The organism is Hanstruepera sp. CR43, from assembly GCF_055227665.1.
Genome location: NZ_CP200078.1, coordinates 1,513,968 through 1,540,913 on the forward strand (window position 1 = coordinate 1,513,968; position 26,946 = coordinate 1,540,913).

At 35.7% G+C, this 26,946-nt stretch carries 26 protein-coding genes and 1 tRNA gene; 16 read left to right on the forward strand and 11 right to left on the reverse strand.

Annotation, left to right across the window (positions count from 1 at the left end):
- The first annotated feature begins 4 nt into the window (after nt 1-4).
- On the forward strand, nt 5-865 hold the full coding sequence (locus ACKXGU_RS06915; RefSeq protein ID WP_463467317.1) for a cyanophycinase: 861 nt from the start codon (nt 5-7) through the stop codon (nt 863-865).
- Between the two features lie 20 nt (nt 866-885).
- On the opposite strand, the gene ACKXGU_RS06920 is transcribed toward ACKXGU_RS06915, so the two are convergent.
- Nucleotides 886-1,815, reverse strand: a complete 930-nt coding sequence (locus ACKXGU_RS06920; protein ID WP_463467318.1) for an isoaspartyl peptidase/L-asparaginase family protein — start codon at nt 1,813-1,815, stop codon at nt 886-888.
- A gap of 100 nt (nt 1,816-1,915) precedes the next feature.
- Here ACKXGU_RS06920 and polA point away from each other — a divergent pair, with 100 nt between their 5' ends.
- Both polA and ACKXGU_RS06930 read left to right on the forward strand, forming a co-directional pair.
- Entirely contained in the window at nt 1,916-4,762 is a 2,847-nt protein-coding gene (gene polA, locus ACKXGU_RS06925; RefSeq protein WP_463467319.1) for a DNA polymerase I, read from the forward strand.
- Between the two features lie 33 nt (nt 4,763-4,795).
- Nucleotides 4,796-5,302: a hypothetical protein gene (locus tag ACKXGU_RS06930; RefSeq protein WP_463467320.1), complete on the forward strand. Its 507-nt coding sequence runs from the start codon at nt 4,796-4,798 to the stop codon at nt 5,300-5,302.
- A gap of 202 nt (nt 5,303-5,504) precedes the next feature.
- Here ACKXGU_RS06930 and ACKXGU_RS06935 read toward each other — a convergent pair whose 3' ends face one another.
- Nucleotides 5,505-6,674 carry a lipase family protein gene (locus ACKXGU_RS06935; RefSeq protein ID WP_463467321.1) on the reverse strand — a complete coding sequence of 390 codons (1,170 nt, stop codon included), beginning with the start codon at nt 6,672-6,674 and terminating at the stop codon, nt 5,505-5,507.
- A gap of 192 nt (nt 6,675-6,866) precedes the next feature.
- Between ACKXGU_RS06935 and rplM the strand changes: the two genes are divergently transcribed.
- The 11 genes from rplM to ACKXGU_RS06990 all read left to right on the forward strand — a co-directional run bounded on the left by rplM (nt 6,867) and on the right by ACKXGU_RS06990 (nt 18,711).
- Nucleotides 6,867-7,322: a 50S ribosomal protein L13 gene (gene rplM / locus ACKXGU_RS06940; RefSeq protein ID WP_463467322.1), complete on the forward strand. Its 456-nt coding sequence runs from the start codon at nt 6,867-6,869 to the stop codon at nt 7,320-7,322.
- Entirely contained in the window at nt 7,322-7,708 is a 387-nt protein-coding gene (gene rpsI / locus ACKXGU_RS06945) for a 30S ribosomal protein S9 (protein ID WP_103053087.1), read from the forward strand. Before rplM ends, rpsI begins: the two co-directional genes overlap by 1 nt.
- Nucleotides 7,709-7,966: 258 nt before the next feature.
- A complete protein-coding gene (gene rpsB, locus ACKXGU_RS06950; RefSeq protein WP_463467323.1) occupies nt 7,967-8,740 on the forward strand; it encodes a 30S ribosomal protein S2 in 774 nt (257 codons plus the stop codon).
- A gap of 83 nt (nt 8,741-8,823) precedes the next feature.
- Entirely contained in the window at nt 8,824-9,798 is a 975-nt protein-coding gene (gene tsf, locus ACKXGU_RS06955) for a translation elongation factor Ts (protein WP_463467324.1), read from the forward strand.
- A 130-nt stretch (nt 9,799-9,928) separates the two neighbouring features.
- A complete protein-coding gene (gene pyrH, locus ACKXGU_RS06960) occupies nt 9,929-10,636 on the forward strand; it encodes a UMP kinase (protein ID WP_103053132.1) in 708 nt (235 codons plus the stop codon).
- Nucleotides 10,637-10,688: 52 nt separating this feature from the next.
- Nucleotides 10,689-11,246 (forward strand): ribosome recycling factor, encoded by a 558-nt coding sequence (gene frr, locus ACKXGU_RS06965; protein ID WP_463467325.1) that lies wholly within the window; start codon nt 10,689-10,691, stop codon nt 11,244-11,246.
- 93 nt (nt 11,247-11,339) lie between these two features.
- Nucleotides 11,340-12,578: a DUF5686 family protein gene (locus ACKXGU_RS06970; protein WP_463467326.1), complete on the forward strand. Its 1,239-nt coding sequence runs from the start codon at nt 11,340-11,342 to the stop codon at nt 12,576-12,578.
- A 58-nt stretch (nt 12,579-12,636) separates the two neighbouring features.
- Entirely contained in the window at nt 12,637-15,051 is a 2,415-nt protein-coding gene (locus ACKXGU_RS06975; RefSeq protein ID WP_463467327.1) for an efflux RND transporter permease subunit, read from the forward strand.
- A 67-nt stretch (nt 15,052-15,118) separates the two neighbouring features.
- The gene (asnS, locus tag ACKXGU_RS06980) at nt 15,119-16,555 is read left to right on the forward strand and encodes an asparagine--tRNA ligase (protein WP_463467328.1); all 1,437 of its coding nucleotides are present in this window, start codon (nt 15,119-15,121) and stop codon (nt 16,553-16,555) included.
- A 90-nt stretch (nt 16,556-16,645) separates the two neighbouring features.
- Entirely contained in the window at nt 16,646-18,106 is a 1,461-nt protein-coding gene (gene rpoN, locus ACKXGU_RS06985) for an RNA polymerase factor sigma-54 (RefSeq protein ID WP_463467329.1), read from the forward strand.
- Nucleotides 18,103-18,711: a hypothetical protein gene (locus ACKXGU_RS06990; RefSeq protein ID WP_463467330.1), complete on the forward strand. Its 609-nt coding sequence runs from the start codon at nt 18,103-18,105 to the stop codon at nt 18,709-18,711. Before rpoN ends, ACKXGU_RS06990 begins: the two co-directional genes overlap by 4 nt.
- Nucleotides 18,712-18,744: 33 nt before the next feature.
- On the opposite strand, the gene ACKXGU_RS06995 is transcribed toward ACKXGU_RS06990, so the two are convergent.
- The 8 genes from ACKXGU_RS06995 to ACKXGU_RS07030 form a co-directional block, all read right to left on the reverse strand.
- Entirely contained in the window at nt 18,745-19,446 is a 702-nt protein-coding gene (locus ACKXGU_RS06995; protein ID WP_463467331.1) for a porin family protein, read from the reverse strand.
- Between the two features lie 87 nt (nt 19,447-19,533).
- Nucleotides 19,534-20,016, reverse strand: a complete 483-nt coding sequence (locus tag ACKXGU_RS07000) for an ExbD/TolR family protein (protein WP_463467332.1) — start codon at nt 20,014-20,016, stop codon at nt 19,534-19,536.
- A 16-nt stretch (nt 20,017-20,032) separates the two neighbouring features.
- On the reverse strand, nt 20,033-20,668 hold the full coding sequence (locus ACKXGU_RS07005) for an ExbD/TolR family protein (protein ID WP_463467333.1): 636 nt from the start codon (nt 20,666-20,668) through the stop codon (nt 20,033-20,035).
- A gap of 2 nt (nt 20,669-20,670) precedes the next feature.
- Nucleotides 20,671-21,123: a hypothetical protein gene (locus ACKXGU_RS07010; RefSeq protein WP_463467334.1), complete on the reverse strand. Its 453-nt coding sequence runs from the start codon at nt 21,121-21,123 to the stop codon at nt 20,671-20,673.
- 26 nt (nt 21,124-21,149) lie between these two features.
- Nucleotides 21,150-21,923: a MotA/TolQ/ExbB proton channel family protein gene (locus tag ACKXGU_RS07015; protein WP_463467335.1), complete on the reverse strand. Its 774-nt coding sequence runs from the start codon at nt 21,921-21,923 to the stop codon at nt 21,150-21,152.
- Nucleotides 21,924-21,997: 74 nt separating this feature from the next.
- A tRNA-Ser gene (locus ACKXGU_RS07020) sits at nt 21,998-22,085 on the reverse strand.
- A 71-nt stretch (nt 22,086-22,156) separates the two neighbouring features.
- The gene (locus ACKXGU_RS07025) at nt 22,157-23,188 is read right to left on the reverse strand and encodes an asparaginase (RefSeq protein ID WP_463467336.1); all 1,032 of its coding nucleotides are present in this window, start codon (nt 23,186-23,188) and stop codon (nt 22,157-22,159) included.
- A gap of 2 nt (nt 23,189-23,190) precedes the next feature.
- A complete protein-coding gene (locus tag ACKXGU_RS07030) occupies nt 23,191-23,958 on the reverse strand; it encodes a TatD family hydrolase (RefSeq protein ID WP_463467337.1) in 768 nt (255 codons plus the stop codon).
- Nucleotides 23,959-24,008: 50 nt separating this feature from the next.
- Between ACKXGU_RS07030 and ACKXGU_RS07035 the strand changes: the two genes are divergently transcribed.
- Together ACKXGU_RS07035 and ACKXGU_RS07040 are read left to right on the forward strand one after the other, a co-directional pair.
- Nucleotides 24,009-24,449, forward strand: a complete 441-nt coding sequence (locus ACKXGU_RS07035) for a retropepsin-like aspartic protease (protein ID WP_463467338.1) — start codon at nt 24,009-24,011, stop codon at nt 24,447-24,449.
- A gap of 56 nt (nt 24,450-24,505) precedes the next feature.
- Complete coding sequence (locus ACKXGU_RS07040) at nt 24,506-25,138, forward strand: response regulator (protein WP_463467339.1); 633 nt, start codon at nt 24,506-24,508, stop codon at nt 25,136-25,138.
- A 570-nt stretch (nt 25,139-25,708) separates the two neighbouring features.
- On the opposite strand, the gene odhB is transcribed toward ACKXGU_RS07040, so the two are convergent.
- Nucleotides 25,709-26,926: a 2-oxoglutarate dehydrogenase complex dihydrolipoyllysine-residue succinyltransferase gene (gene odhB, locus ACKXGU_RS07045; RefSeq protein WP_463467340.1), complete on the reverse strand. Its 1,218-nt coding sequence runs from the start codon at nt 26,924-26,926 to the stop codon at nt 25,709-25,711.
- Between the last annotated feature and the right edge of the window lie 20 nt (nt 26,927-26,946).

A 26,946-nucleotide genomic window follows, 5' to 3' on the forward strand; every position in this document is an offset into this window, starting at 1 on the left:
TTGCATGAAGCGGAATAAAGGCACATTAATCCCTATTGGCGGAAATGAAGATAAAGGTGTTGTTGAAGATGACTTTAACAAGCTTGATTATATTGAAGAAGGTATCTTATCCCATGTGGTTCGAGAAGCAGGTGGTGTTGAAGCCAAAATTGTAGTCATACCCACAGCTTCCAGAATCCCAAAGGAAGTGGGTAACAATTACATAGATGCCTTTGAAACATTGGGTTGTAAACATGTTACTGTTGTGAATATCAGAAGCAAAAAAGATTCTGAAAATCCTGAATTCATTACAGCCGTCAAAGCAGCAGATTGCGTTATGTTTTCTGGTGGCGATCAATCCAAAATTACCGACAGAATTGGTGGTTCATCCATTCATAATATTCTAATCAATCGTTACAAAAACGAAAAAGGGTTCGTGATTGCCGGAACCAGTGCTGGTGCTATGGCTATGGCTCAAGAAATGATTGCAGGTGGCAGTGCCAGTGAATCTTTTGTAAAAGGTGCTGTCAATATGTACAAAGGTTTAAGTCTGATTCCTGAATTGATTATTGACACACATTTTATTCAACGTGGTCGATTTGGACGGGTTTCTGAAGCTGTTGCCAAGTTCCCTAAAAAGATTGGAATTGGATTAGCTGAAGATACTGGACTCATCATCAAGCATGGCATTGTTGAAGTTATTGGTTCAGGTATGGTTATTATTTTTGATCCGCGAAAATTGAAACACAATAACGAAAAGATTCTAAAGGTTGGTACACCCATGTCTTTGACCAACTTAAAGGTTCATGTATTAGCCAATGGTGACCGTTTTAACATTAAAAAGAAAAAGGTAAAAGTGCTACCCGTAGAATCCCCTTTCATCTAAAATGTACTTTCAGTTGAGTTTTACTTATAAATAGCAATTGTTTCGGTTCCCATAGATGATTTGCAGGCACGATACATGCCTTCTGTATTAAAAGCCATAGTGATATTTCCTTGGGAATCTACAGCTATTAAACCGCCATCACCTCCTATTTTCAAAATACGCTTATTGATAACCTCATTGGCTGCTTCTTGCAAACCCATATTTTTATACTCCATGAGGCACGCCACATCATAAGCCACGACACCACGAATAAAAAACTCACCACTTCCTGTACAACTCACCGCACAGGTATTATTATTGGCGTAATTTCCAGCACCTATCATCGGGCTATCACCAACACGCCCCCATTTTTTATTGGTCATACCACCAGTAGATGTGGCAGCAGCAATGTTTCCATCTTGGTCGCAAGCTACCGCTCCAACGGTTCCAAATTTAGAGTCTTTCTTTGTAGAATGATCCAATTGAAAATGATCTGAATCTTTAATCTCCAACCATTGCTTATGCCTGAATTCATCGTAGAAGTATTCCGGGTTTTCTAATTTATAGTGCAACTCCTTTGCAAATTGCATGGCTCCTTCACCTGCCAAAAATACATGCTCACTCTTATTCATTACATCCTTTGCCAGGCATACCGGGTTTTTGATTCCGGTAATCAAACTCACAGCTCCAGCATTTAGGTTTTTACCATCCATAATGGCTGCATCCATTTCATGAGAACCTTCAGCGGTAAAGACACTCCCCTTACCAGCATTGAACAAGGGCGAGTCCTCTAAAACTTTTACAGCTGCCTCAACAGCATCAACTGCAGTGCCGCCATTTTCTAATAAGTAATAGCCAGCATCTAACGCATCTTTTAGAGCGTCTTTATATTTAGTTTCCAATTCTGGTGTCATCATACCTTTCACCAAGGTACCTGCGCCACCATGAATCGCTATTGAAAAAGTCCTCATTTGTGAATTTTTGAGGTTGTGAAATTACAAATTGCAAACCAATTCGCATTCATGAAAGCATAACTTTTTGTAGTTTTGAGATTCTTACAAAAACAATCCTATGTCAGAACAAAAACGCCTTTTTCTTGTTGATGCCTATGCACTCATTTTCCGTGGTTATTATGCTTTTATAAAAAATCCAAGAATCAATAGCAAAGGCGTTGATACCTCGGCCATCATGGGCTTTATGAACTCGCTTTTGGATGTGATTAAGCGTGAACGTCCTGATCATCTAGCGGTTTGTTTTGATAAAGGTGGTAGCGTGGATCGCGTAGAGATGTTTGAGGCCTATAAAGCCAATCGAGATGAAACACCCGAAGCTATAAAAGTTGCTGTCCCGTATATTCAGGAGATTTTAAAAGCCATGCATATTCCGATTATGGTCAAAGAAGGCTATGAGGCAGATGATGTTATTGGAACCTTATCTGTTCAGGCAGAAAAGCAAGGCTATCAGACGTTCATGGTTACACCTGATAAAGACTTTGCACAATTGGTAACGGAAAATGTATTTATGTACCGACCCAAATCTTTTGGAGGCGGTTATGAAACCTGGGGAATTCCTGAAGTGCAGAAAAAATTCGAAGTTGAAAGCCCGTTGCAGGTTATTGATCTTTTGGGTATGATGGGAGATTCCAGCGACAATATTCCTGGATTGCCTGGAGTTGGTGAAAAAACAGCCAAAAAATTTATTCAGGCTTATGGCAGTATCGAAGGGCTGTTCGAAAACGTCCATGAATTAAAGGGTAAAATGAAAGAAAAGGTTGAAGCCAATCAAGAATTGGGTCTTTTATCTAAAAAATTAGCGACCATCATGTTGGATGTCCCTGTGGAATTTGATGAAAAAGATTTTGAACTCAACACACCTGATATAGAGAAGGTCAAAGAAATTTTTCAGGAGTTGGAATTTAGACGCCTCACCGAAAACTTCATAAAAACATTTGCTACTGAAGAAGACGTTGCTACAGCTACTTCAGAAGCATCAAAAACGGAAGAAAAACCTAAACCAAAAGCTAACGCTACGGCTGGGGCAGGCCAATTTTCATTATTCGGGAATGACGGCGAAGTAGCAACTGAAACGACTTCAGAGTTTACCCGAAAAACAGCTGACACCACAAGTCATTTTTATCAGAGCGTCGCACAAGGTATGGCAACCAAACTGTTTATTAAAAACTTAATGAATCAAACCAGTGTGTGTTTTGATACCGAAACGACTAGTATCAATCCCATTGAAGCCCAATTGGTCGGTATTGCATTCTCCTGGGAAACAGGCAAAGGTTTTTACCTGCCCTTTCCTGAAAACAACGATGACGCTCAAGAATTAATTGAACAGTTACGCCCATTTTTTGAAAATGATGCCATTGAAAAAATAGGGCAAAATTTAAAATACGATATAAAAGTTTTAGCCAAATACAACCTTCAGGTTAAAGGCAAGCTATTTGACACCATGTTGGCCCATTACCTTATTAATCCAGATATGCGTCATAATATGGATGTGCTGGCTGAAACCTATTTAAACTACACACCTATTTCCATTGAAACGTTGATTGGTAAAAAAGGTAAAAATCAATTATCCATGCGTGACGTTCCATTGGATAAACAGACTGAATATGCTGTAGAAGATGCAGATATCACTTTGCAGCTTAAAGAACACTTTCAAAATGAATTAGGTGAAGCCAATACGCAAAAACTGTTTGATGACATTGAAATTCCACTATTGCGTGTTCTGGCTTCCATGGAATTGGAAGGCATCAATCTGGATAAAGACTTTTTAGGTTCGCTTTCAGAGGCATTGACCAACGATATTGCTACTCTAGAAAAAAGTATCTATGAAGCAGCTGGCGAAGAATTTAATATTGCCTCACCTAAACAATTGGGTGTTATTTTGTTCGAGAAAATGAAACTGGTTGATAAGCCTAAAAAGACCAAAACGGGACAATATTCTACGGCTGAAGATGTCTTGAGTTATTTGGCAAAAGATCATAAAATTATTCAGAATATTTTAGATTTTAGAGGGTTGAGCAAACTTAAAAGCACCTATGTAGATGCGTTACCGCTTCAGGTTGAACCAACAACTGGACGTGTACATACAGACTATATGCAAACGGTTGCTGCTACTGGCCGATTGAGTAGTAATAACCCTAATTTACAGAATATCCCAATTCGTACCGAACGCGGTCGCCAAGTGAGAAAAGCCTTTATTCCTAGAAACGAAGATTACACCCTTTTAGCTGCCGATTATTCACAAATAGAACTCCGCATTATTGCCGCTTTGAGTGAAGAAGAAACGATGATTGAAGCCTTTAAAAATGGTGAAGACATTCATGCATCAACGGCCTCAAAAGTATTCAATGTACCAATCTCTGAAGTCACCCGCGAACAACGTAGTAACGCTAAAACAGTGAATTTTGGGATTATTTATGGGGTTTCAGCTTTTGGGTTGAGTAATCAGACCAATTTGTCACGAAGTGAATCCAAGGAATTGATTGACACCTATTACGAAACCTATCCGAAACTTAAAAGCTATATTGGCAAGCAGGTTGATTTTGCCAGAGACCACGGCTACGTACAAACGGTTTTGGGTCGTCGTCGTTATTTAAAAGATATCAACTCCCGAAATGCCGTAGTGAGAGGTGCCGCCGAACGCAACGCAGTCAATGCACCCATACAAGGTAGTGCAGCCGACATTATAAAAATTGCCATGATTAATATTCATAATAAATTAGAGGCTGGGCAATACAAAACTAAAATGTTGTTGCAGGTACATGATGAATTGGTTTTTGATGTTTATAAAGCCGAATTAGACAATATCAAAACACTCATTAAGTCAGAAATGGAAAATGCCTATAAACTATCCGTCCCTTTGGTAGTTGATTTAGATACAGGTGACAATTGGTTGGAGGCGCATTAAGTGTTTTCCAATCAGAAAACCGTTAACCGCCATTTGAAAAAAACACTACAAATATTAATCATACTGACTTTTGGACTGAATTTATCAGCTCAAAACATAAAAATTGACCCAAACTTTGAAGTTAATTCGACTCATTTGACCTTTGAGGAACGTAATGACATCAGAAATGGATTTAGTTCTTTGGACAATAAAAAAACTGATTCATTAGAAGTAAGTTTCTTCACTATAGGTTTGACCGCTGTTGCTTTAAAAATTGACTTTATAGATGGTATAAAACCAAAGATTAGTTTGTGGTCTGATGCTCCCGATTTCAATGGAAGTCACACTTTGGACGTTGACCTAATTTCATATGACTTGACCTTAAATAAAACGGACTTCAAAATTGGCGACATTATCATAGGCGAAATAACTGCCGAATCAAATGTAATTACGGACTTAATCGGAGATTATCGGATTAAAATAAAAGGGCATTTTAAACACATTATTGGCAAAACAATGATTAAGAGAAAAGCCGAGTATAACTATTATATAAAAGATTAAAAACTGTGGGCAACACTGGCTATAATTCATTGCTGCGGTAATCCACACAGTTTATTTGGGCAACTTTACTATCTTTAAGTCTGGCAGAAAAGTCCTGCGGACGTTTTCCGCAACGAAACCATAGCCAAGACCGTTGTAAAAACATTTAAACGATTTTAAAAAATCGTTTCAGAGCATTAAGTATCTTTCGATGTTTAAACCTTTATAAATCCGACTCCAAATAGGTCATATCCAAGTTATGATAGGCTTCTGGATCCCATTCCTTTAAAACATACACATAGTAGTTGTAAGGTTTATGCTGAAAGAATTTTTTTTCTTTTTTATACCAATTACCAAACATATCTTGTTCATAATCAGCTAACTCATCTTCCGTCATGCCAGTGACATCGACCTGTATTTTTGGATACTTAAATGTTGGTAATTCCTTAACCTTACCGGTTGGGAAATAATTGATATCTGAAACAAATTCCGGCAGCTCCACATTTCCAACCTGAAAGCTCACAATCTTACTAATGAGTCGGTTGCTATTTTTAATGTGTTTGGTCAAGCCTCCCTCCATTAAACGTATCAAAGCGCTCTGTCCAAATTTTGTTGGTTCAAAATTAGCTTCACCAAATAACCAACCCTTAATCTTATCTTTGGTAATGAGTTTATCCTCTTCATAATTAAAAGGCAAATTCGGCACAGGATCTTTAGGATTGATAATGCTATAACTGGTTCCTTGTTCACTAAATTGCTCGTTGTATTCCTCGGCAAATTCTTTATTACCGCACATGGGTTGTGCATAGGCATAGGTTTTATAATTGTTTTTAAATGCGAATTCAGATTCTGGTAAATTCTCTAAATAGGCTCTGGTCATGGTTGCCAAAGCACCACCTTGACTATGCCCTGTAATGATAAAATCTGAAACACCCATTTGGTTCAGATTGTTAATTTGCTTCTTTAATTGTTCGGAGATTAACAGGACACTCAAAGCATAACCAGCATGCACAGCCGAGCTGTCTGCCTTGGCAAAAGTATATTCATAGGTTTTATCTTCAATTTTTAAACTACCCGAAGCCGGAATCATAGCCGAATAAAAGTTTTCAACCCAGCTAATCAATTTGTCGGTTGACCCTCTAAAACTAATGATACCTGTCGTTCCATTGTTATATACTTCAAACTTGTTATCCATTCCAATAATATCTGAACTATAACTTCTTTGAAAATCATCAGGCACAATAGCTTCGGCGGAGCCATATTGTTCCATAAAATTATAACTGTTACACAGGGCTATGGTTGTGGTAACTTCATCTGTATGGAAACCCGGTTTCAATTGCGCAAATTGAAAATTAATAATCATCAAGGCGAGCGTTGTCAATAGAATTCTCATGTCTGGTTCATTATGAGTTTGCACGGTTATACATTACAAAAACGATTCCAAAGTCATTTTGGTATAATGTCTGAATGACCTTCAAATTATTAAATAATAAAAATCCCGATACTATTTGGTAATCAAATAGATTATCGTAAATTTGCAAACTCTTTTTGGGAGAGGAATGTTTAATAAGAAAAATTAGAACGTGTGGACACATTAAGCTACAAAACGATTTCAGCAAACAAAGCTACTGTTAACAAAGAGTGGGTTTTGGTTGATGCTGAAGGTCAGTCGCTTGGACGTTTAGCTTCTAAAGTTGCGAAACTTTTAAGAGGTAAACACAAGCCAAACTTCACACCTCATGTTGATTGTGGCGATAACGTAATTGTTATCAATGCTGAAAAAGTCAACTTAACCGGAAACAAGTGGAACGATAAAACTTATCTTCGTCACACAGGGTATCCAGGAGGTCAAAGAAGTTTGTCTGCTAGTGAATTGTTTGGTAAAGACCCTGCAAGACTAGTGGAAAAATCAGTAAAAGGAATGTTACCTAAAAACAAATTAGGTGCCGATTTATTCCGTAACCTTAACGTTGTTTCTGGTTCCGAGCACACACATGAAGCTCAAAAGCCAAAGACAATCAATTTAAACGAATTTAATTAATGGAAGTAATTCACAAAATTGGCCGTAGAAAGACGGCTGTTGCTCGTGTATACGTTGCCAAAGGAAAAGGTAACATTACGGTGAACAAAAAAGACATGGCGGTTTATTTTCCTACTGCAACATTGCAGTACAAAGTAAATCAACCTTTAACCATGACTAACAATGATGGCAACTTTGATATTACAGTAAATGTATATGGAGGTGGCATCACCGGTCAGGCTGAAGCTATCCGTTTAGCATTATCTCGTGCAATGTGCGATGTTGACGCAGAAAACAGATTAATTTTAAAACCAGAAGGTTTATTAACAAGAGACCCAAGAATGGTAGAGCGTAAGAAATTCGGTCAGAAGAAAGCTCGTAAGAAATTCCAGTTCTCTAAACGTTAATATTCAACAAAAACAATGTCATGCTGAGCGCAGTCGAAGCATCTTTAATCGAGATTTCTCGACTACGCTCGAAATGACACGATCAAAATTAAAAAAGCTGAATATTCAGCAATTATTATTTAACCCAGTTATTGTTGTCGATGACGTTTCGATTGAATCGAAAGTCACGATTTAGTTTAGCATCTAAATGATTAAGGCGATTTAAAAAAATGACCACTTAATCATTGCTAATTCAACAGAACGTAAACTATTACAAACATGGCAGTAGAAGTAAAAGAACTACTAGAAGCAGGTGTACACTTTGGACACCTGACGCGTAAGTGGGACCCAAATATGGCTCCTTACGTTTATATGGAGCGTAACGGTATCCATATTATTAACCTTTACAAAACAGCAGCTAAAATTGAAGAAGCTGGAGCCGCATTAAGTAAAATTGCAGCATCAGGTCGTAAAATTTTATTTGTTGCAACTAAAAAACAAGCAAAAGATATTGTTGCTGAAAAAGCTGGTGCTATCAACATGCCTTACATCACTGAAAGATGGCCAGGTGGTATGTTAACCAACTTTGTTACTATTAGAAAAGCCGTTAAAAAAATGGCTGCAATTGATAGAATGAAGAAAGATGGTACATTTAATTCTTTATCTAAAAAAGAGCGTTTACAAGTAGACCGTCAACGTGCCAAATTAGAAAAGAACTTAGGCTCTATTGCAGACATGACTCGTTTGCCAGGTGCTTTATTTGTTGTTGACATCAAGCGTGAACACATTGCCATTAAAGAAGCTCAAAAATTAAACATTCCAATTTTTGCGATGGTTGATACTAACTCTGACCCACGTCAGGTTGATTATGTTATCCCAGCAAATGATGATGCTTCTAAATCTATTGACAAAGTATTATCGCATGTTGCAACAGCCATTTCTCAAGGTTTATCGGAGCGTAAAGCTGAAAAAGATAATGGAAAAGCTGAAAAATCTGCTCCAAAAGCAAAAGCTGCAAAAAAAGCAGTAGCTGCCAACGAAGAAGAAGAATAAATAACATTAACAAAACATAAAAAAGTCGTTTAGTTCTTTTCTTTGTGAAAATATATTGAACGACTTTTTAAATTTAAAAGAATATGGAATCTACAGTAAAAGTTACAGCAGCAGAAGTAAACAAATTAAGACAAGCTACTGGTGCAGGAATGATGGATTGTAAAAAAGCCTTAGTTGAAGCTGGTGGTGATTTTGATAAAGCTATTGAAGTTTTACGTAAAAAAGGTCAAAAAGTAGCTGAAAAAAGAGCCGACAGAGATTCTTCTGAAGGTGCAGCTATCGCTAAAATAAATGCTGACAACACAGCTGGTGTTGCCATTGTATTAGGTTGTGAAACTGATTTCGTTGGTAAAAACGAAAACTTCGTGGCTTTGGCTAACGATTTGGCAGAAGTGGCTTTAAATTACGATTCAAAAGAGGCATTTTTAGCAGCTGATTTTGGCGGAATGACTGTTGCTGACAAATTAACCGAGCAAACCGGTGTTATTGGTGAAAAATTAGACATCACATCTTTCGAAAAGCTAGAAGCTCCTTATGTTGGACAGTACGTTCACATTAATAAAATTGCAGCTTTAGTTGGTTTATCGGCTGAAGTTGACAATGCTGAAACATTGGTTAAAGATGTGGCTATGCAAGTAGCTTCAATGGGAGCAACGACTTTATCTTATAAAGATTTTGACCCGGCTTACATCGCATCTGAAACAGAAGCTAGAATCGCAGCTATTAAAAAAGATAACGAAGAATTGGCACGTTTAGGTAAAACCCTTAAAAACGTACCAGAATATATCTCTATGGCACAATTAACTCCTGAAGTTTTAGCAAAAGCTGAAGAAGCTGCTAAAGCCGAGTTAAAAGCTGAAGGAAAACCAGAGCAAATTTGGGATAGAATCCTTCCTGGAAAAATGGAGCGTTTCATTTCAGATAATACGACTTTAGACCAAGAGCAGTGTCTTTTGGATCAAAAGTTTATTAAAGATGACAAGCTAACTGTTGCACAATATGTTGAATCTTATGGTAATGTTGAAATTACCGGTTTCAAACGTGCTACAGTAGGATAATTTATATTATCTCACAAAATATAAAGCCTCTCAAGTTTTTTGAGAGGCTTTTTTTATATCAATCCAACAAAAAAATCTCAATCCAAAAACAAAAATTTTGTGTAGTTTTGCTAAACTCTCAAAAGTTACCATGAAATATAAAAGAATACTCTTAAAACTATCTGGGGAAGCCCTAATGGGCAATCGTCAATATGGTATTGATCCAGAACGTTTAGCTGAATATGCTGAAGATATAAAATCCATTACTGATAAAGGTGTTGAAGTGGCCATAGTTATTGGTGGCGGCAATATTTTTAGAGGTGTGGCTGGAGCCAGTAAAGGTATGGATCGTGTTCAGGGTGATTATATGGGTATGTTGGCAACGGTCATTAATGGATTGGCGTTACAAGGCGCTTTGGAAGATACTGACGTACCAACGCGCTTGCAAACAGCTATAAAAATTAATGAAGTAGCCGAACCTTTTATTCGAAGAAAAGCTATGCGCCATTTGGAAAAAGGGCGTGTTGTTATTTTTGGCGGCGGAACAGGAAACCCTTATTTCACGACAGATTCAGCTGCTGTATTGCGTGCTATTGAGATAGAAGCCGATGTTATTTTGAAAGGCACGCGTGTGGATGGTATTTATACATCAGATCCGGAGAAAGATGCTAACGCTATTAAATTTGATCATATTACCTTTGATGATGTTTTGCGTAAAGGTTTAAAAGTTATGGATACGACAGCTTTCACCTTAAGTCAAGAGAATGAATTGCCTATTATTGTCTTTGATATGAATAAAAAAGGGAACCTTTTAAAAGTCGTGTCAGGAGAAAAAATTGGAACGAAAGTAAACTTATAATACATTTTGGCTTGTTTTTTGAAACAGCATTTTAAAATTAAATTTTTTAGAGATGAACGAAGACATTCAATTTATATTAGACTCTGCAAAGGAATCCATGGATGCGGCTATTAAGCATTTAGAAAAGCAATTGGTTAATATTCGTGCTGGTAAAGCTAGCCCTGCCATGCTTGGAAGTGTTATGGTTGACTATTATGGGTCGCAAACACCTTTGAATCAAGTTGCCAATGTGAATACACCAGATGGTAGAACCATTACGGTTCAACCATGGGAGAAAGCCATGTTACAGGAAATTGAACGTGGTATTATGATTGCCAATTTGGGCTTCAACCCTATGAACAATGGAGAATCTATTATCATCAATGTGCCACCTCTAACAGAAGAACGTCGTATTGTGCTTGCCAAACAGGCAAAAGCTGAAGCTGAAGATGCCAAAGTTGGTGTGAGAAATGCCAGAAAAGATGCCAATAATGAAATTAAGAAATTGGATGACGTTTCAGAAGATGTTCAAAAAAATACCGAAATTGATATTCAGGAGATGACTAACAAGTATGTGACTAAAATAAACCACATCTTCGAGAATAAAGAAAAAGAAATCATGACAGTTTAATCGTATAAAGCGACTTTTATAGTCGCTTTTTTTAACCCTATTACTTCCTTACTGTCTATGTTGATGCGCCTTATAACTATTGTTTGTTTTCTTATGTTGAGCATAGGGTCCTATTCCCAAGCGACGCATCGAGATTCAACGGAAACCAAACAAGACTCCCTTAAAAGGCGACATATACTTAACCAATTGGGAAATGGATTTTATTCCACCAAGTATTTTGATATTGATTTACGGTATCTCATAAAGTTTAACCAGTACGAAGGGCTACGAACGGGATTTGGAGGTGTGACCAATGAAACTTTTTCAAAAAAATATCGTGTAAACGGCTATGTTGCTTATGGTTTTCGAGACCATCGTTTTAAATATGGTTTTGGCGGTGGCGTCAGGCTGGTTCCAGAATCCAACACCTGGCTAAACTTTAGTTATATAGACGACCTCCAAGAAACAGGGAGTTCAAAATTTATTACAGATAAACGGTTTTTTAAATTCATCGAACCGCGATTATTGAATATTGATTTATTTTACAAATACATTGAAAAGCATATTTCATTAGAGCATCAGATATCACCGCATCTGGTCACAGAGACTCAATTGGGAGTCAGCAATATAAATCCCACCTACAATTATACCTATCTGGTAGATGGCGAATCGTTTCAAGAATTTAATTTAAGTACTGCTATCATTTCGCTTCAATGGAGTCCTTTCAGCCATTATGAATTGGTTGATAAACGGATTAAAGAAGTTAAAGTTGGTTTCCCAAAATTCACATTGCAGTACACTCAAAGTTTTAAAGGTGTCTTTAAAAGTGATTTGAATTTTGCCAAAATTGACTTCCGAACAGTCTACGAATTGAACTATAAGAAAGATAATTTTTCACGCATTGTTTTAACGGCGGGTATTGCAAGAGGTAATGCACCGCTGTCACATTTATACCATGCCTACCCAAATAATATTAACAAGGAAACCATATTGCGTCGTTTTTCAGTTGCTGGAATTGACAGTTTTGAAACCATGTATTTTAATGAATTTTTTTCCGACAGGTTTACAACGATTCAATTCAGACATTACTTCAGTCCTTTCAACATTTCCGCTAGATTTAAACCGCAGTTAGTGCTTATCTCGAGATATGCAATCGGTAATATGAATAATATGGAACGTCATCAAGGCATTACTTTTAACACTCTGGACAAAGGCTTTACGGAATCTGGTTTTGAGTTGAATAAGTTATTATTAGGATTCGGGTTAAGCGGCACTTATCGCTATGGCGCCTATCACCTACCAAAAACTGAAGACAACATTGCCATTAAGTTCACATTTAACGTGACATTATAGACTATTATTAAAGCTAATACACAGTATTTTTCTACCTTTGCAGTTCGTTAATTAGCACATGTTTAAACTCTTTACAACAAGCTTTTGGGATCTTATTGCCAGACTGATTCTACGCAATAAAATTGGTATTCTTGCTGGTATTTTGGCAGCTACTATTTTCTTTGCTTATCAATGGGAAAACATGCGTTTTACCTACACTGAAGCCAACCTATTGCCAGATGATCATGAAGTGAATTTGGTCTACAAAGACTTCCTGGATATTTTTGGTGAAGAAGGAAACTTAATTGTTCTTGGTGTCAAAGATTCCACTTTTTTTACGGTTGATCATGTGAATGCCTGGAACCATCTCTCCGATTCTTTTAAGGAATATGACGAAGTGGAAATGGTCGTATCACTCAAAGACCTTCAAAAACTAGTTAAGAATACTGAAGAAGAGCGCTTTGTTCTAAAACCTTTTATAACAGATTCCATTCAGTCCCAGGAAGAATTGGAAACGTTGCAAAATGACTTGTTTGAAAAATATCCTTTTTATGATAATTTTTTGTTCAATTCAGAAACCAAAACCATTCGTTCAGCAATTTATCTAAAAAAGGATATTGTTAACACCCCTGTTAGAAAAGACTTTGTTTTTAACAAACTCATGCCTAAAATTTCGGCTTTTGAGAATAGTACTGGTTTAGATGTTCGAGTTTCCGGAATGCCCTATGTGCGTACACTAAACGCACAAAACATCGTTGACGAAATTGGCATATTCATTGCTGCGGCATTGGCAGTAACATCGCTTATTTTCTTTTTCTTTTTCCGATCGTTCCGAGCAACATTAATTTCCATGATTGTAGTGTGTTTGGGTGTCATGTGGACTTTTGGAATTATTGGATTATTGAACTATGAAATAACGGTTTTAACAGCATTAATACCACCTTTGATTATTGTTATTGGTATTCCTAATTGTATTTTCCTTATCAATAAATATCAACATGAAGTCAAGCTTCATGGTAATAAAGTAAAATCGTTGCAACGCGTCATTACCAAAATTGGCAATGCCACCCTAATGACCAATGTGACGACCGCATCGGGATTTGCAACTTTTATTTTAACCGAAAGTACGTTGTTAAAGGAGTTTGGTATTGTAGCCTCATTGAGTATTCTGGCCATATTTATTTTGTGTTTGTTAATCATTCCCATTATTTACACATTCCTGCCATTTCCAAAAAACCGTCATTTGGAACACCTCAACAAACGCTGGATAGGTGGTTTTGTGGATTGGATGGAACGTATGGTTAAACAAAGACGTATTACGATTTATGTGACCTCTCTGATCCTTTTAATTTTGAGTATGATTGGCATGAATCAAATCAAGATTTCTGGAAGCCTTATTGAAGACATGTCCAAAACCTCCGAATTTTTTAGTGATATACGGTTTTTTGAGGAAGAGTTTAATGGCATCATGCCCATGGAAATTCTGGTTGATACCAAACGTAAAAAAGGGGTTACCAAATTAGCGACCCTCAAACGCATGGATGAATTGGAGGACCTCATAATTGAAACACCCGAATTATCAAGGCCTATATCCATTGTCAGTCTGGTTAAATACTCCAAACAAGCCTATACTAATGGCAATCCCGATTATTATCAATTGCCGACCAGTCAGGAGAACTTATTCATTTCCTCCTATATTAAAAATTCAACATCAGATGTGGACCTATTGAAAAACTTTGTGGACAGTACGGGTCAATACGCACGAATTACAACATTCATGAAAGATATTGGGACGGATAAAATGGAGCGAATTGAAGAAAACATCCAAAACAAAATCACAAAGGTTTTTCCTTCTGAAAAATACAATGTCACCATTACCGGAAAAGCATTGGTATTCCAAAAAGGAACCAAATATTTGGTTAAAAATTTAGCAATTTCATTATCATTGGCCATCGTATTGATATCCTTATTTATGGCTTATATGTTCCGCTCATTTAGAATGATTGTCATATCCTTAATTCCTAATTTATTACCGCTAGTCATAACAGCTGGATTAATGGGGTATATTGGCGTTCCTATTAAACCATCTACTATTTTGGTATTTAGTATCGCCTTTGGGATATCGGTTGATGACACTATTCACTTTTTAGCAAAATACAGACAGGAACTTCAAGCCAACCATTGGAAAATCAGAAAATCAGTTTATGCCGCACTTCGTGAGACCGGTGTTAGTATGTTTTATACTTCTATTGTCTTGTTTTTTGGTTTTTCGGTTTTTACCATTTCAAGTTTTGGAGGCACTGTAGCCTTGGGTGCTTTGGTTTCAGCAACACTACTTTTTGCCATGCTTTCCAATTTGTTATTACTTCCATCATTACTTCTATCATTGGAACGTAATATTGCAAACAAAGAAGTTTTGAAAGAACCAGCCATCAATATTATTCCTGAAGAGGATGACGAAATCCCCGAAAATGACATGCAAGATTTAAAATAATTTTAAAATTTTGTACTTGATTTTTGCCATCTGAAAAGGTTATCTTTGCAATCAAAATTTTTTAATGATGAAAACGTATACAGTAGCAGACTTACTGAAACAGGATACAAATTCCTTACACGAAGTAGAAGTAAAAGGATGGGTGCGCACCTTTCGCGCTAACAGGTTTATTGCCTTAAATGATGGATCTACTTTAAACAATATTCAGTGTGTTGTTGATTTCGAAAGCATAGATGATGCACTATTAAAACGCATTACCACAGGTGCTGCTGTTCATATTGTTGGTGAATTGACTGAAAGTCAAGGCAAGGGTCAGAGTGTTGAAATTCAGGTTTCTAAAATTACGGTTTTAGGAGATTCTGATCCTGAAGCATATCCTATACAACCTAAAAAACATTCGTTTGAGTTTTTAAGAGAAAACGCTCATTTAAGAACTCGAACAAATACGTTTAGTGCTGTTATGCGGTTGCGCTCGTCGTTATCTTTTGCCATTCACAAATACTTTAATGAAAATGGCTTTTACTATATGCACACACCTATCATTACAGGTAGTGACGCTGAAGGTGCTGGTGAAATGTTTCGCGTAAGTGCTTTAGATGCTAAAAATCCTCCATTGACTGAAGCTGGTGAGGTGGATTACAAAGAAGATTTCTTTGGGAAGGAAACCAATTTAACCGTTTCGGGACAATTGGAAGCTGAAACCTACGCCATGTCTCTAGGTAAGGTCTATACCTTTGGTCCTACTTTTAGAGCCGAAAACTCGAATACTTCTAGACATTTAGCTGAATTTTGGATGATAGAGCCAGAAGTCGCTTTTATGGATTTGGATGGCAATATGGATTTGGCGGAAGATTTTATGAAATATGTTTTAAAATATGTTTTGGATAACAATCCAGAAGATTTGGAGTTTTTGAATGACCGTCTGTTACAAGAGGAAAAAACAAAACCTCAAGCCGAACGTTCAGAAATGAGCTTAATTGAGAAAATAAAGTTTGTTGTAGACAATAATTTCAAGCGTGTAAGCTACACGGAAGCTATTGATATTTTAAGAAACAGTAAACCAAACAAGAAAAAGAAATTTAAATATTTAATTGAAGAATGGGGCGCTGATTTACAAAGTGAACACGAGCGTTTCCTGGTTGAAAAACATTTTAATTGCCCAGTTATTTTATTTGACTATCCAGCCAATATCAAAGCCTTTTACATGCGCTTGAACGAAGATGGCAAAACGGTACGCGCTATGGATATTCTGTTCCCGGGTATTGGTGAAATGGTTGGTGGATCTCAACGTGAAGAACGATTGGATGTTCTAAAAGAGAAAATGGCAGCTTTAGATATAGATGAAAAGGAACTTTGGTGGTATTTGGACTTGCGCAAGTATGGAACCGCTGTGCATTCAGGTTTTGGTTTAGGATTTGAGCGCTTGGTGATGTTTGCCACAGGTATGAGCAACATTCGTGATGTGATTCCTTATCCTAGAACACCTCAAAACGCAGAGTTTTAAAAAACATTTTTAAATAATTATCGAAAACAATCTACGTTAATAATATATGTAGATTGTTTTTTTTATTTTTATGAAAACCCAAATATCAGAATGCTAAAACAGTATTTACAATTTAAGTTATCTCAAAAATTATCACCGCAACAAATCCAGTTAATGAAACTGATTCAGTTGCCTACTCAAGCATTTGAACAGCGTCTAAAACAAGAATTGGAAGAAAATCCGGCTCTTGAGGGTGGTAAAGAAACACTTGATGATGATTTTGATGACAACTTTGATAATAGTACCGATGATTATGATGATAACGAATCCATCAACTCGGATGATATTAATGTTGATGAATATTTAAGTGATGATGAAATTCCTGATTATAGAACCCAAGCCAACAACTATAGTGCTGACGATGATGAAAAAAGCATGCCCTACGCTGCTGGCACATCATTTACGCAACATTTAATTAATCAGTTAAACACGTTTCGCTTGGATGATGAAGAACGAGATATTGCAGAGTTCTTGGTTGGCAGTGTTGATGAAAGTGGTTATATCCGTCGGGATATCATTGACATCATGGATGATTTGGCATTTACTCAAAACGTATATACCACGGAAGAAAAAATAAAGGATGTTTTAAAGATCGTCCATCAATTAGATCCTTCTGGTGTAGGTGCCCGAAATCTTCAGGAATGTTTGAGTATTCAATTACACCGAAAAGAAAAAACAGCCGATTGTGAATTAGCTATTGATATTATAGATAATGCCTTTGAGCAATTCACCAAAAAGCACTATAAGAAATTATTGCAAAAATTCGATATCACGGAAGCGCAATTAAAAGATGCTATTGGTGTCATTGAGCATTTGAATCCTAAACCTGGAGGCTCCTACTCTGGAAATAATAGAATTGTAGAACATGTGGTACCAGATTTTGCTATCAAAATTGTAGATGGAGAACTAGAGCTCACTTTAAATGGCCGTAATGCACCTGAACTACATGTCTCACGTGAGTATAGCAATATGCTTAAAGGTTATAAGGACAGTAAAGATAAATCCAAATCGCAAAAAGATGCCGTTCAGTTTATAAAACAAAAGCTTGATGCTGCCAAATGGTTTATTGAAGCCATAAAACAACGTCAACAAACCTTATTTGTTACTATGAGTGCCATTATGCATTATCAGAAAGAATATTTTTTGACTGGTGATGAACGTAAGTTAAGGCCCATGATTCTAAAAGATATTGCTGATGAGATTGAAATGGATGTTTCAACCGTCTCCAGAGTTGCTAATAGCAAGTATGTTGACACACCTTATGGTACCAAATTAATTAAGGAATTCTTTTCTGAATCTATGACCAATGATCAGGGTGAAGAAGTTTCAACAAGAGAAATTAAGAAAATTCTTGAAACAGTCATTGAAGACGAAAACAAGAAAAAACCACTCACTGACGAAGCCTTGGCTAAAATTTTAAAAGAAAAAGGATATCCAATTGCCAGACGAACTGTCGCAAAATATAGAGAGCAGCTTGATATTCCTGTGGCAAGATTACGCAAGAAAATATGATGAATAACATACTCAAAAGTATCTCATTTATTTTTCATCCAATCTTGATGCCTATGTTAGGGGTCATTTTTTATTTTTCAAAATCACCAAGATATATACCAGTTGAGATTATTCAGGCAAAACTGTTATCCTTATTTATACTGACCATTTTACTGCCCATTTTATTGTACTTTTTGTTGAAAACGATGGGTAGAACCTCAACCTTTTATTTATCAACAACAAAAGAGCGTATTACACCACTTATCTTGAACAGTATTATCATTCTTCTCATTTTATTGAGAGTCCTTCCCAGCACGGAGATTATTGAATTGTACTACTTCTTTGTTGGTATATTAATTTCAACTTTAAGCTGTCTCATTTTGGCCATACTAAAGTTTAAAGCCAGTATACATATGGTAGCTATTGCAGGTGTCTTTATGTTTTATGTAGCCTTGAGTATTCATTTTAGCATTAACATTAATGGCACTTTGGCACTCATGGCAATATTGATTGGCGCTATTGCAACCTCTCGCTTACACATGGAGGCACACAATTACAAGGAACTCATTATTGGTTTTTTTATTGGGTTTATACCTCAATTAATATTAGTAAACTATTGGCTGTAAATTGAATTGGAGATTTTAAGGAACGTAGTAAACTTAAAAAATATAAAATATCAAGCCTATTTTTACCGCGTTCATATCGACTTTCTTATTATTAAGAGAAATACCCTCGAAAATTGGATTTAAGCCATAATACAAATAAATATTCCAGGTATTGTATCCAGCGCTTAAAGTCAAACCATATTGAAAATCATTAAATTCCTTAATTCTATCATTTTTAAAATCCCCAATATCACTCTTAAATTTGGTTGAATTATAAACTACATAGCCAATATTCATTCCCAAGTAAATACGCCAAAATTTGTATTCTTCAGCTGTTGAAGTTCGCCAGCGCAACTGAAGGGGCATTTCAACCATATAGGTTGTAAACTTATTTTTTGTATAGTTTATATCATTTTTATCTAATACTATATAATCGTAATTATTATTCTCATCCTTAAAAATCAGAAAGTTATTGTTAAAAGAATTGGAAGATAATCCAAGTCCTAGTCCTAATGCCCAGTTGCGCCTTTTGTTGATAGGAAAGTCTCTAATGAAGCCCAGATGAAAACCGCTTGAAAATCCACTTTGAGAAACCCCGTCAGGTTTTTTTCCCAGTAGATTATAAGTAACTGCAAAATAGAATTGGTCTTCTCTATATTTGGTATCTGTTTCTTTTACAATAGTATCGTTTTTTACCTGGCCCATAGTTGACCAAAAACTTAATAATGTAATAACAGTCAGAAATAAATGCTTCATTGGTAGAAATTAGCTATGCTTAAATTAACAAAAAAATGGCGTAAAGATTTCTCTAAACGCCATAGATATAAAATTAAGAAATTTATTTTAATTTTTAAGTTCTTTTAAGGCATCTCCCTTACGAGTCTTATAATTAATCTTCAAAGCATTTACTTTACGTAATTCTTGTTTAATGTCCGATACTAATCCCATATTCGTCTCTTTATCAACACTTAAAACAGTTGTCAAAAATGGAATTTCCTCTTCTCTTTTATCAGCTCGCTCTGCAGCTATAAAAGCTGCTACTTCAGAGACGCTAGCAAATTTATCATTTAACTGAATTCTTGCAACTGACCCCATATCCTTATAAGCACTACTCGGTTTACCAGCATAAATATACATTAGTAAATTACGCTTTGCTAATTTTTCAACTTGATCAGCAGCTGGCAGGCTATTTTCAATCTTCAATGTATTTTGGCGCATAACCGTCGCAACCATGAAGAAGAATAACAACATAAATACAATATCTGGTAAAGATGCTGTAGAAATAGCTGGTAAATCGCCTCCTTTTTTCTTTTTAAATTTAGACATATAAATTAATCTTTATCTAATTAGTCTTTTTAGGTTCTGCCTCGGAAAACTTCTGTGGAATCAAGAGTTTAATGGCTTCAATTTTGTCTTTTAATCTAGCTTTTTCTGATGCCGATGTTCTTGGGTCTGAATACATTTTATCCGCTTCAACATAGCTCATATTTTCACCAGGATAGGCTAATTTAAACTCTCGGTCACGCAACTCATTATAGGCTGCAATGATTTCGTTTTGAACCGCTATATAAGTCTCATAACTGGTTGCTCTGTCATTCTGCAGAGAAATAATAGCCTTTTGAAAATTATCGGATGACTGCGGATTTTTCTTACCCTTACATTTCTGACAAGCGTCTTCGCCTTTACCACCACCATTATCCAAAAAAGCAATGGCTTTTTTACGAAGGTCTTTTATTTCAATAACCTCACCATCGTTTCCGTTAGCTTTTAACAATAATTGGTTCTTCCTATTAACGGTTAATTGAAAAATATTTTTTTCCTTAATAATCGGTGGTTCTGTTTCTTCTATTGGCGGTAATTTTCTGTTCAAACCAGAATCTATCTCAATGGTTGTGGTAACCAAAAAGAAAATCAAAAGAAGGAACGCAATATCGGCCATAGAGCCTGCATTAACTTCTGGTGCTGCTCGTTTTGCCATAATTATTTATTCAATATTTTCTTTAACCCTGAAAGAAGCATCGCTCCACCAGCAGTCAAAATTAAAATGTAAAATGCAACTAAACCTGCTCCAACCATGTGTGATTGAGATTCAGTTGCTTGAGTGTCATTGTAGAAATACGTTAAAGTATCTCCTCCAGAAACAGCATAAGCTATAATTAAGACTGCAGCGAAAATACCTACTCCTATTAATGTATTCTTAAGATTAGCTGCATTTGTGAAAAGGTTTTTTAGCACAAAAAATGCAACAAATAATAAAGTTAGAAATATGATTGCATAAGCCACATAAGCCATAGGGTCAACAATTGCTGTGTCACCTGCTAATGCATCGGCCTTAATAACTTCGTCACCTCTAGAAATAATTCTAACAAGAAAAACTATTCCCAAAAGACCTAAAACAGCTGCTCCTATTTTTAAAATTTTGTGTAAGTTCATAATTTAAAAATTATTGCTGTTAGTTATTATTTTTTGTTTCTGATTAACAAATCCATTAAAGTAATTGACGCATCTTCCATATCGTTTACAATGCTATCAATTTTCGCAATGATATAGTTGTAAAAAATTTGAAGTATAATCGCTACGATTAGACCGAATACAGTTGTCAAAAGTGCTACTTTAATACCACCTGCTACAAGTGATGGCTGCATGTCTCCAGCCGCTTGAATTTTATCGAAAGCTTGAATCATACCGATTACCGTACCCATAAATCCTAACATTGGTGCTAATGCGATGAATAAGGATATCCAAGATACATTCTTCTCAAGTTGTCCCATTTGAACACCACCATAAGCGATAACTGCTTTTTCAGCAGCGTCAATACCTTCATCGGTTCTATCCAATCCTTGGTAAAAGATAGACGCCACAGGTCCTTTAGTGTTTCTGCAAACTTCTTTTGCAGCTTCAACACCCCCTGATTGCAAGGCATCTTCTACGTCTTGAGTTAATTTTTTAGTATTGGTAGTTGAAAGGTTTAAAAAGATAATTCTCTCAATAGCGATTGCTAAACCAAGTATCAAACAAAGTAATACAATCCCCATAAATCCAGGGCCACCTTCTATAAAACGTTTCTTTAGCTCTTGATGAAACCCTAAAGTTTCCTCAGCTGCTTCTTCAGCTGCTTCCTCTTGAATTGTGTTTACAACTGTTGTTGCACTTGTAGTTGCAATAGGCGTTGCATTAACTGTTCCGATTGCCATAAAACACATAATGGCTAGGATAGAAAATAATCTTTTCATTGTTCTTGTTCTTAATTTTATTAGTTAAAGGTTAAAGATATAAAAAAAATGTAATTAAAAAATTAAAATTACAGCAGAGAGGAAGGGATTCGAACCCTCGATACGCTTTTGGCGTATACACACTTTCCAGGCGTGCGCCTTCGACCACTCGGCCACCTCTCTGTAATAGTTTTGAATTACAGTGTGCCAAATAACAAAAAAACTAGCAAAAGGGAAAATTTTGGAAGTTAATTTTATGCCATTTCTCCCCTCAAAGCCGTTTCAAATACCGTTTTAAAAGTTTTAGTCGAAATTTTCTCTCCTAATAGGTACATTAATTTAGCAATCGCTGCCTCCGTAGTAATGTCTTTACCAGAAATAACTCCTAAATTCTTTAATTGAGAACTTGTTTCATACTGACCCATTGACACACTGCCACCAGAACATTGCGTAACATTTATGATTTGTATACCTCTTTTTATAGCTTCTTTTAATATCTCAACGAACCAATCTTCAGTAGTGGCATTTCCAGCACCATAAGTTTCCAAAACGACTCCTCTCAAATCTGGACTATTCAAAATACTTTCCAATACCCTTTGAGAAATACCTGGAAACAATTTAATGAGTGCAATGTTGGTGCCAAATACTTTATGGACTACTAGTTTTTTTCTGGTGTTTGGCACAAACAAGGCTTCATGATTAATTTTGATGTGAACTCCTGATTCAGCCAAATGCGGATAATTAAGCGATTCGAAAGCTTCAAAATGTTCTGCATTTATTTTGGTTGTTCGGTTACCTCTGTACAATTTATATTCAAAATACAAGCCGACTTCACGAATAACTGGCCTGTTTCTGTATTGCAAACTTGCCATTTGTATTGACGTTATTAAATTTTCTTTGGCATCAGTTCGCAAATCACCAATTGGTAATTGAGAACCCGTTAATATCACTGGCTTAGCCAAATTTTCGAGCATAAAACTTAATGCTGAAGCGGTATAACTCATGGTGTCGCTTCCATGCAGCACTACAAATCCATCGAATTCATTATAGTTTTCCTCAATGATGTTAGCTATTTGAACCCAATAATCTGGATTCATATTTGATGAATCTATGGGCTCTTTAAAAGAAATGGTTGAAATATTACAGCTTAATAATTTTAATTCCGGGATACGTTTCAATAAATTGCTAAAGTCAAATGATTTCAAAGCTCCCGTATTTGGATTTTTAATCATTCCAATTGTGCCTCCTGTATATATCAAAAGAATATTTGGCTGTGAATTATTCATAATTATATTTTAAAGATATCTTTAGAATTCTGTGTTGTAATTTCGGCAATTTTTTCTTCGGAAAGTCCATACAATTCAGATAGTTTTTCCAAAACTTTGACAATATAGGCGCTTTCATTTCGCTTACCCCTATAAGGTTTTGGAGCTAAATATGGCGAATCTGTTTCTAAAACAATATATTTCAAATCTATTTGATTCAAAAACTGGTCTATCTTACCATTTTTGAATGTTACAACACCGCCTATACCTAGTTTCATATTATAGGATAAGGCTCTTTTAGCATCTTCAATAGTTCCAGTAAAACAGTGAAATATACCAAATAAAGCATCTGATTTTTCAGATTCCAAAACTTCAAAAATCTCCTCAAAAGCTTCCCTACAATGAATGACTATTGGTAATTTATATTTTTTTGCAAGTTGAATTTGATACCTAAAAGCCTTTTTTTGTATTTCCAATGTTGATTTATCCCAATATAAATCAATACCTATTTCTCCTATGGCATAAAATGATCTTTTGGTAAGCATGTCTTCAACTTGAGCCAATTCATTTTTATAATTTTCTTTTACTGAAGTTGGGTGCAAACCCGTCATCAAAAACATATTTTGAGGAAATTCCTGCTCTAATTGTAACATGGATTTCGTATAAGTAGAATCAATAGCTGGAATAAAAAAACGGGTAACACCTGCGTCCATGGCTCTCTGAATCATTTCCTGTCTATCCTCTTCAAATGCTTCACTGTATAAATGGGTATGCGTGTCAGTTATTATCATTTAGCAAAAATATATCTTTTTACATTACTACCTTTGTAATAAAATGGAATATGGAAAACTTACAGGAATTTCTTTTAGATAAAGGCTATACAAAAATCAAATTAAAGCTTACAAAAACTAATCATTTTGAGGTCCGAGCTACCATCAATGGTGTCAAGGGTCTGTTTATTTTGGATACTGGTGCATCAGGATCATGCGTAGGCTTTGAAGCTATTGACACTTTTAAACTAAAAGCAAAAGATTCTGAAGTTAAAGCTGCTGGAGCTGGAGCAACTGATATGGTAACTCAAATTTCAAAAAAGAATGATTTGAAAATTGGTAGATGGAAAAAAAATAAAGTTGCTTTAATACTATTTAATATGACACATGTCAATAGTGCTTTGATTGCTCATAACGCCAAACCTGTTGATGGTATTATTGGTGCGGATATCTTGAAAAAATCCAAAGCCATTATTGACTATGAAAAAAAATATTTATATTTAAAAATGTAGTATTATTCTTAACGTTTCAAGCTAATAATCTCCACACCACAAAAAAATAGACATTAATGAATACCTCCATAATAATTGCCGATGATCATCCTTTAATGTTGAGAGGCTTAAGTGATTTTTTAACCTCTAAAGGCTATAATATTGTTGGCAGTGCTACCAATGGCAATGAAGCTTACAATCAAATTGTAAAACACAAACCCGACATCGCTATTTTGGATATTAGAATGCCTTTCAAGACTGGCTTGGAAGTTGCTGAAGATTGTGTAAAAAACGATTTGGATACAAAAATAATCCTCATCACATTTGACAAAGGCGAAGAACTTTATGGCAAAGCCAAAGAACTTAATGTATATGGCTATATACTAAAAGAATTTGCTATTGAAGAAATCGAGATGTGTATCAGCCATGTAACTGAAGGACAGCCTTATTTTAGTGCGGAAATAGCGTCCTATTTAACATCTTATATTCCTTCTGCCAAACCCGAAGAAATTGAAAAACTCACTAAATCTGAATTAAAAATCCTGCGTTTTATTTCTGAAAACAAAACCAGTCAGAATATTGCTGATATTTTGGATATTTCTTTCAGAACTGTTACTACTCACAGAAGTAATATTGTTCACAAACTACAATTAGAAAACAGACCATCTTCACTTTTCCTTTGGGCCAGTAAGAACAAGAATTTGTTGTAAAATACGTATAAGTACGTATTTTTTATCAGCATAAATGGTTGTATATTTACAGTGCTATTAATCGAAATTCTTGTAGGGAATTATGGAAGGCTTTTTTGTTAGTTCAAAAAAGCCTTCTTTTTTGGTTCAAAATGCAAACTACCGCTTCCAGTAAAAATACGTATAAGTACGTATTTTTTAATTCAACAAAGCATTATACCTTTACCATGCTATTAATTAGTTCTTAGGGAGAATTATATTTTGGAACTCTGTGTTGGTCAAACAACACGGAGTTTCTTTTTTAAGAAGAATAATTGATAAAGAAAAATACGTATAAGTACGTATTTTTTTAAAGGTTTATACATTTTAACTTTACAGATATATTTTATTCCCAAAACTTATAATTACTTGACCTAATGGAAAACGATACTGGAGCAAATAAATATTTTGTTATAGGCTTGATACTTTTGGCAGCCATAGTTGTATCAATAAATATTCTTGTTATATTTTTTAGTTAGTTAATTTCATATCAAGAAAAAAGCGCAACCAGAATGGTTGCGCTTTTAGTTTCTCTTCACTATGAATAACTAATTAGAGCTCTAATGCTCTTTTGACATCATTATCCATCAATAATTCCACAGGACTTTCCAAAGCTTCTTTTACAGCCACTAAAAATCCAACAGATTCTTTACCGTCAATAATTCTATGATCATAAGATAATGCCACATACATAATTGGTCGTATTTCTACTTTTCCATTAACTGCTACTGGTCTTTCCACAATATTATGCATCCCCAAAATACCACTTTGAGGAGGGTTAATAATTGGTGTGGACAACATACTTCCAAAAACACCGCCATTTGAAATGGTAAATGTTCCTCCTGTCATTTCATCCACAGTTATTTGACCATCACGAGCACGTATTGCCAATCGTTTAACTTCGGCTTCAACACCTCTAAACGATAAGTTTTCAGCATTTCTAATAACCGGTACCATAAGTCCTTTTGGTCCTGAAACAGCAATGGAAACGTCAACAAAATCATAGCTTATCATTTCCTTTCCATCAATCATGGAGTTAACAGCAGGATACATTTTTAATGCTCTGACCACAGCCAAAGTAAAGAAGGACATAAATCCTAAACTAACACCATGTTTTTCCTTAAAGGCATCTTTGTATTCTTTTCTTAAATCAAAAATAGGTGACATATCTACTTCGTTAAAAGTAGTTAACATTGCTGTTGTATTCTTGGCTTCCACCAAACGCTCTGCTACTTTCCGTCTCAACATAGACATCTTGCTTCTAGAGGTTGATCTATTCCCTCCCGTTGGAGTTCCCATAGATGGAACAGCTTTTACAGCATCATCTTTAGTAACACGACCATCTTTACCTGTACCTTCAACATCACTTGCTGACATATTTTTTTCAGCTAGGATTTTTTTAGCAGCTGGACTTGCAGATCCTGTGGCATAGGTTTGAGTTTCTTTTTTATCAGATTTTGATTCAGATACCTCAACTTTAGGAGCATCTTCTTTTTTGGTTTCTTTTTCTTCAGATTCACCTTCTGGCTTTTCAGCACCTGTATCAATCAAGCAAACTACCGCTCCCACGGCTACAGCGTCTCCCTCCTCTGCTTTTAAGGTAATGGTTCCGCTAGCCTCTGCTGGTAACTCTAGAGTTGCCTTATCACTATCTACCTCTGCAATAGCCTGATCCTTTTCAACATAGTCACCATCTTCAACTAACCAAGTTGCTATTTCTACTTCTGTGATAGATTCTCCTGGTGAAGGAACTTTCATTTCTAAAATCATTGTGTTACCTATTTTAGTTT

Coding starts and splice junctions, on each gene's coding strand:
- asnS (WP_463467328.1), top strand. CDS start 15,119: ATGAAAACGTATACAGTAGCAGACTTACTGAAACAGGATACAAATTCC.
- ACKXGU_RS06990 (WP_463467330.1), top strand. CDS start 18,103: ATGATGAATAACATACTCAAAAGTATCTCATTTATTTTTCATCCAATC.
- rpsB (WP_463467323.1), top strand. CDS start 7,967: ATGGCAGTAGAAGTAAAAGAACTACTAGAAGCAGGTGTACACTTTGGA.
- tsf (WP_463467324.1), top strand. CDS start 8,824: ATGGAATCTACAGTAAAAGTTACAGCAGCAGAAGTAAACAAATTAAGA.
- polA (WP_463467319.1), top strand. CDS start 1,916: ATGTCAGAACAAAAACGCCTTTTTCTTGTTGATGCCTATGCACTCATT.
- rpsI (WP_103053087.1), top strand. CDS start 7,322: ATGGAAGTAATTCACAAAATTGGCCGTAGAAAGACGGCTGTTGCTCGT.
- ACKXGU_RS07035 (WP_463467338.1), top strand. CDS start 24,009: ATGGAAAACTTACAGGAATTTCTTTTAGATAAAGGCTATACAAAAATC.
- rpoN (WP_463467329.1), top strand. CDS start 16,646: ATGCTAAAACAGTATTTACAATTTAAGTTATCTCAAAAATTATCACCG.
- ACKXGU_RS07030 (WP_463467337.1), bottom strand. CDS start 23,958: ATGATAATAACTGACACGCATACCCATTTATACAGTGAAGCATTTGAA.
- ACKXGU_RS07005 (WP_463467333.1), bottom strand. CDS start 20,668: ATGGCAAAACGAGCAGCACCAGAAGTTAATGCAGGCTCTATGGCCGAT.
- ACKXGU_RS06975 (WP_463467327.1), top strand. CDS start 12,637: ATGTTTAAACTCTTTACAACAAGCTTTTGGGATCTTATTGCCAGACTG.
- ACKXGU_RS06995 (WP_463467331.1), bottom strand. CDS start 19,446: ATGAAGCATTTATTTCTGACTGTTATTACATTATTAAGTTTTTGGTCA.
- frr (WP_463467325.1), top strand. CDS start 10,689: ATGAACGAAGACATTCAATTTATATTAGACTCTGCAAAGGAATCCATG.
- ACKXGU_RS07000 (WP_463467332.1), bottom strand. CDS start 20,016: ATGTCTAAATTTAAAAAGAAAAAAGGAGGCGATTTACCAGCTATTTCT.
- pyrH (WP_103053132.1), top strand. CDS start 9,929: ATGAAATATAAAAGAATACTCTTAAAACTATCTGGGGAAGCCCTAATG.
- ACKXGU_RS06970 (WP_463467326.1), top strand. CDS start 11,340: ATGTTGAGCATAGGGTCCTATTCCCAAGCGACGCATCGAGATTCAACG.
- ACKXGU_RS07040 (WP_463467339.1), top strand. CDS start 24,506: ATGAATACCTCCATAATAATTGCCGATGATCATCCTTTAATGTTGAGA.
- ACKXGU_RS07010 (WP_463467334.1), bottom strand. CDS start 21,123: ATGAACTTACACAAAATTTTAAAAATAGGAGCAGCTGTTTTAGGTCTT.
- ACKXGU_RS07025 (WP_463467336.1), bottom strand. CDS start 23,188: ATGAATAATTCACAGCCAAATATTCTTTTGATATATACAGGAGGCACA.
- odhB (WP_463467340.1), bottom strand. CDS start 26,926: ATGATTTTAGAAATGAAAGTTCCTTCACCAGGAGAATCTATCACAGAA.
- ACKXGU_RS07015 (WP_463467335.1), bottom strand. CDS start 21,923: ATGAAAAGATTATTTTCTATCCTAGCCATTATGTGTTTTATGGCAATC.
- ACKXGU_RS06915 (WP_463467317.1), top strand. CDS start 5: ATGAAGCGGAATAAAGGCACATTAATCCCTATTGGCGGAAATGAAGAT.
- ACKXGU_RS06935 (WP_463467321.1), bottom strand. CDS start 6,674: ATGAGAATTCTATTGACAACGCTCGCCTTGATGATTATTAATTTTCAA.
- ACKXGU_RS06920 (WP_463467318.1), bottom strand. CDS start 1,815: ATGAGGACTTTTTCAATAGCGATTCATGGTGGCGCAGGTACCTTGGTG.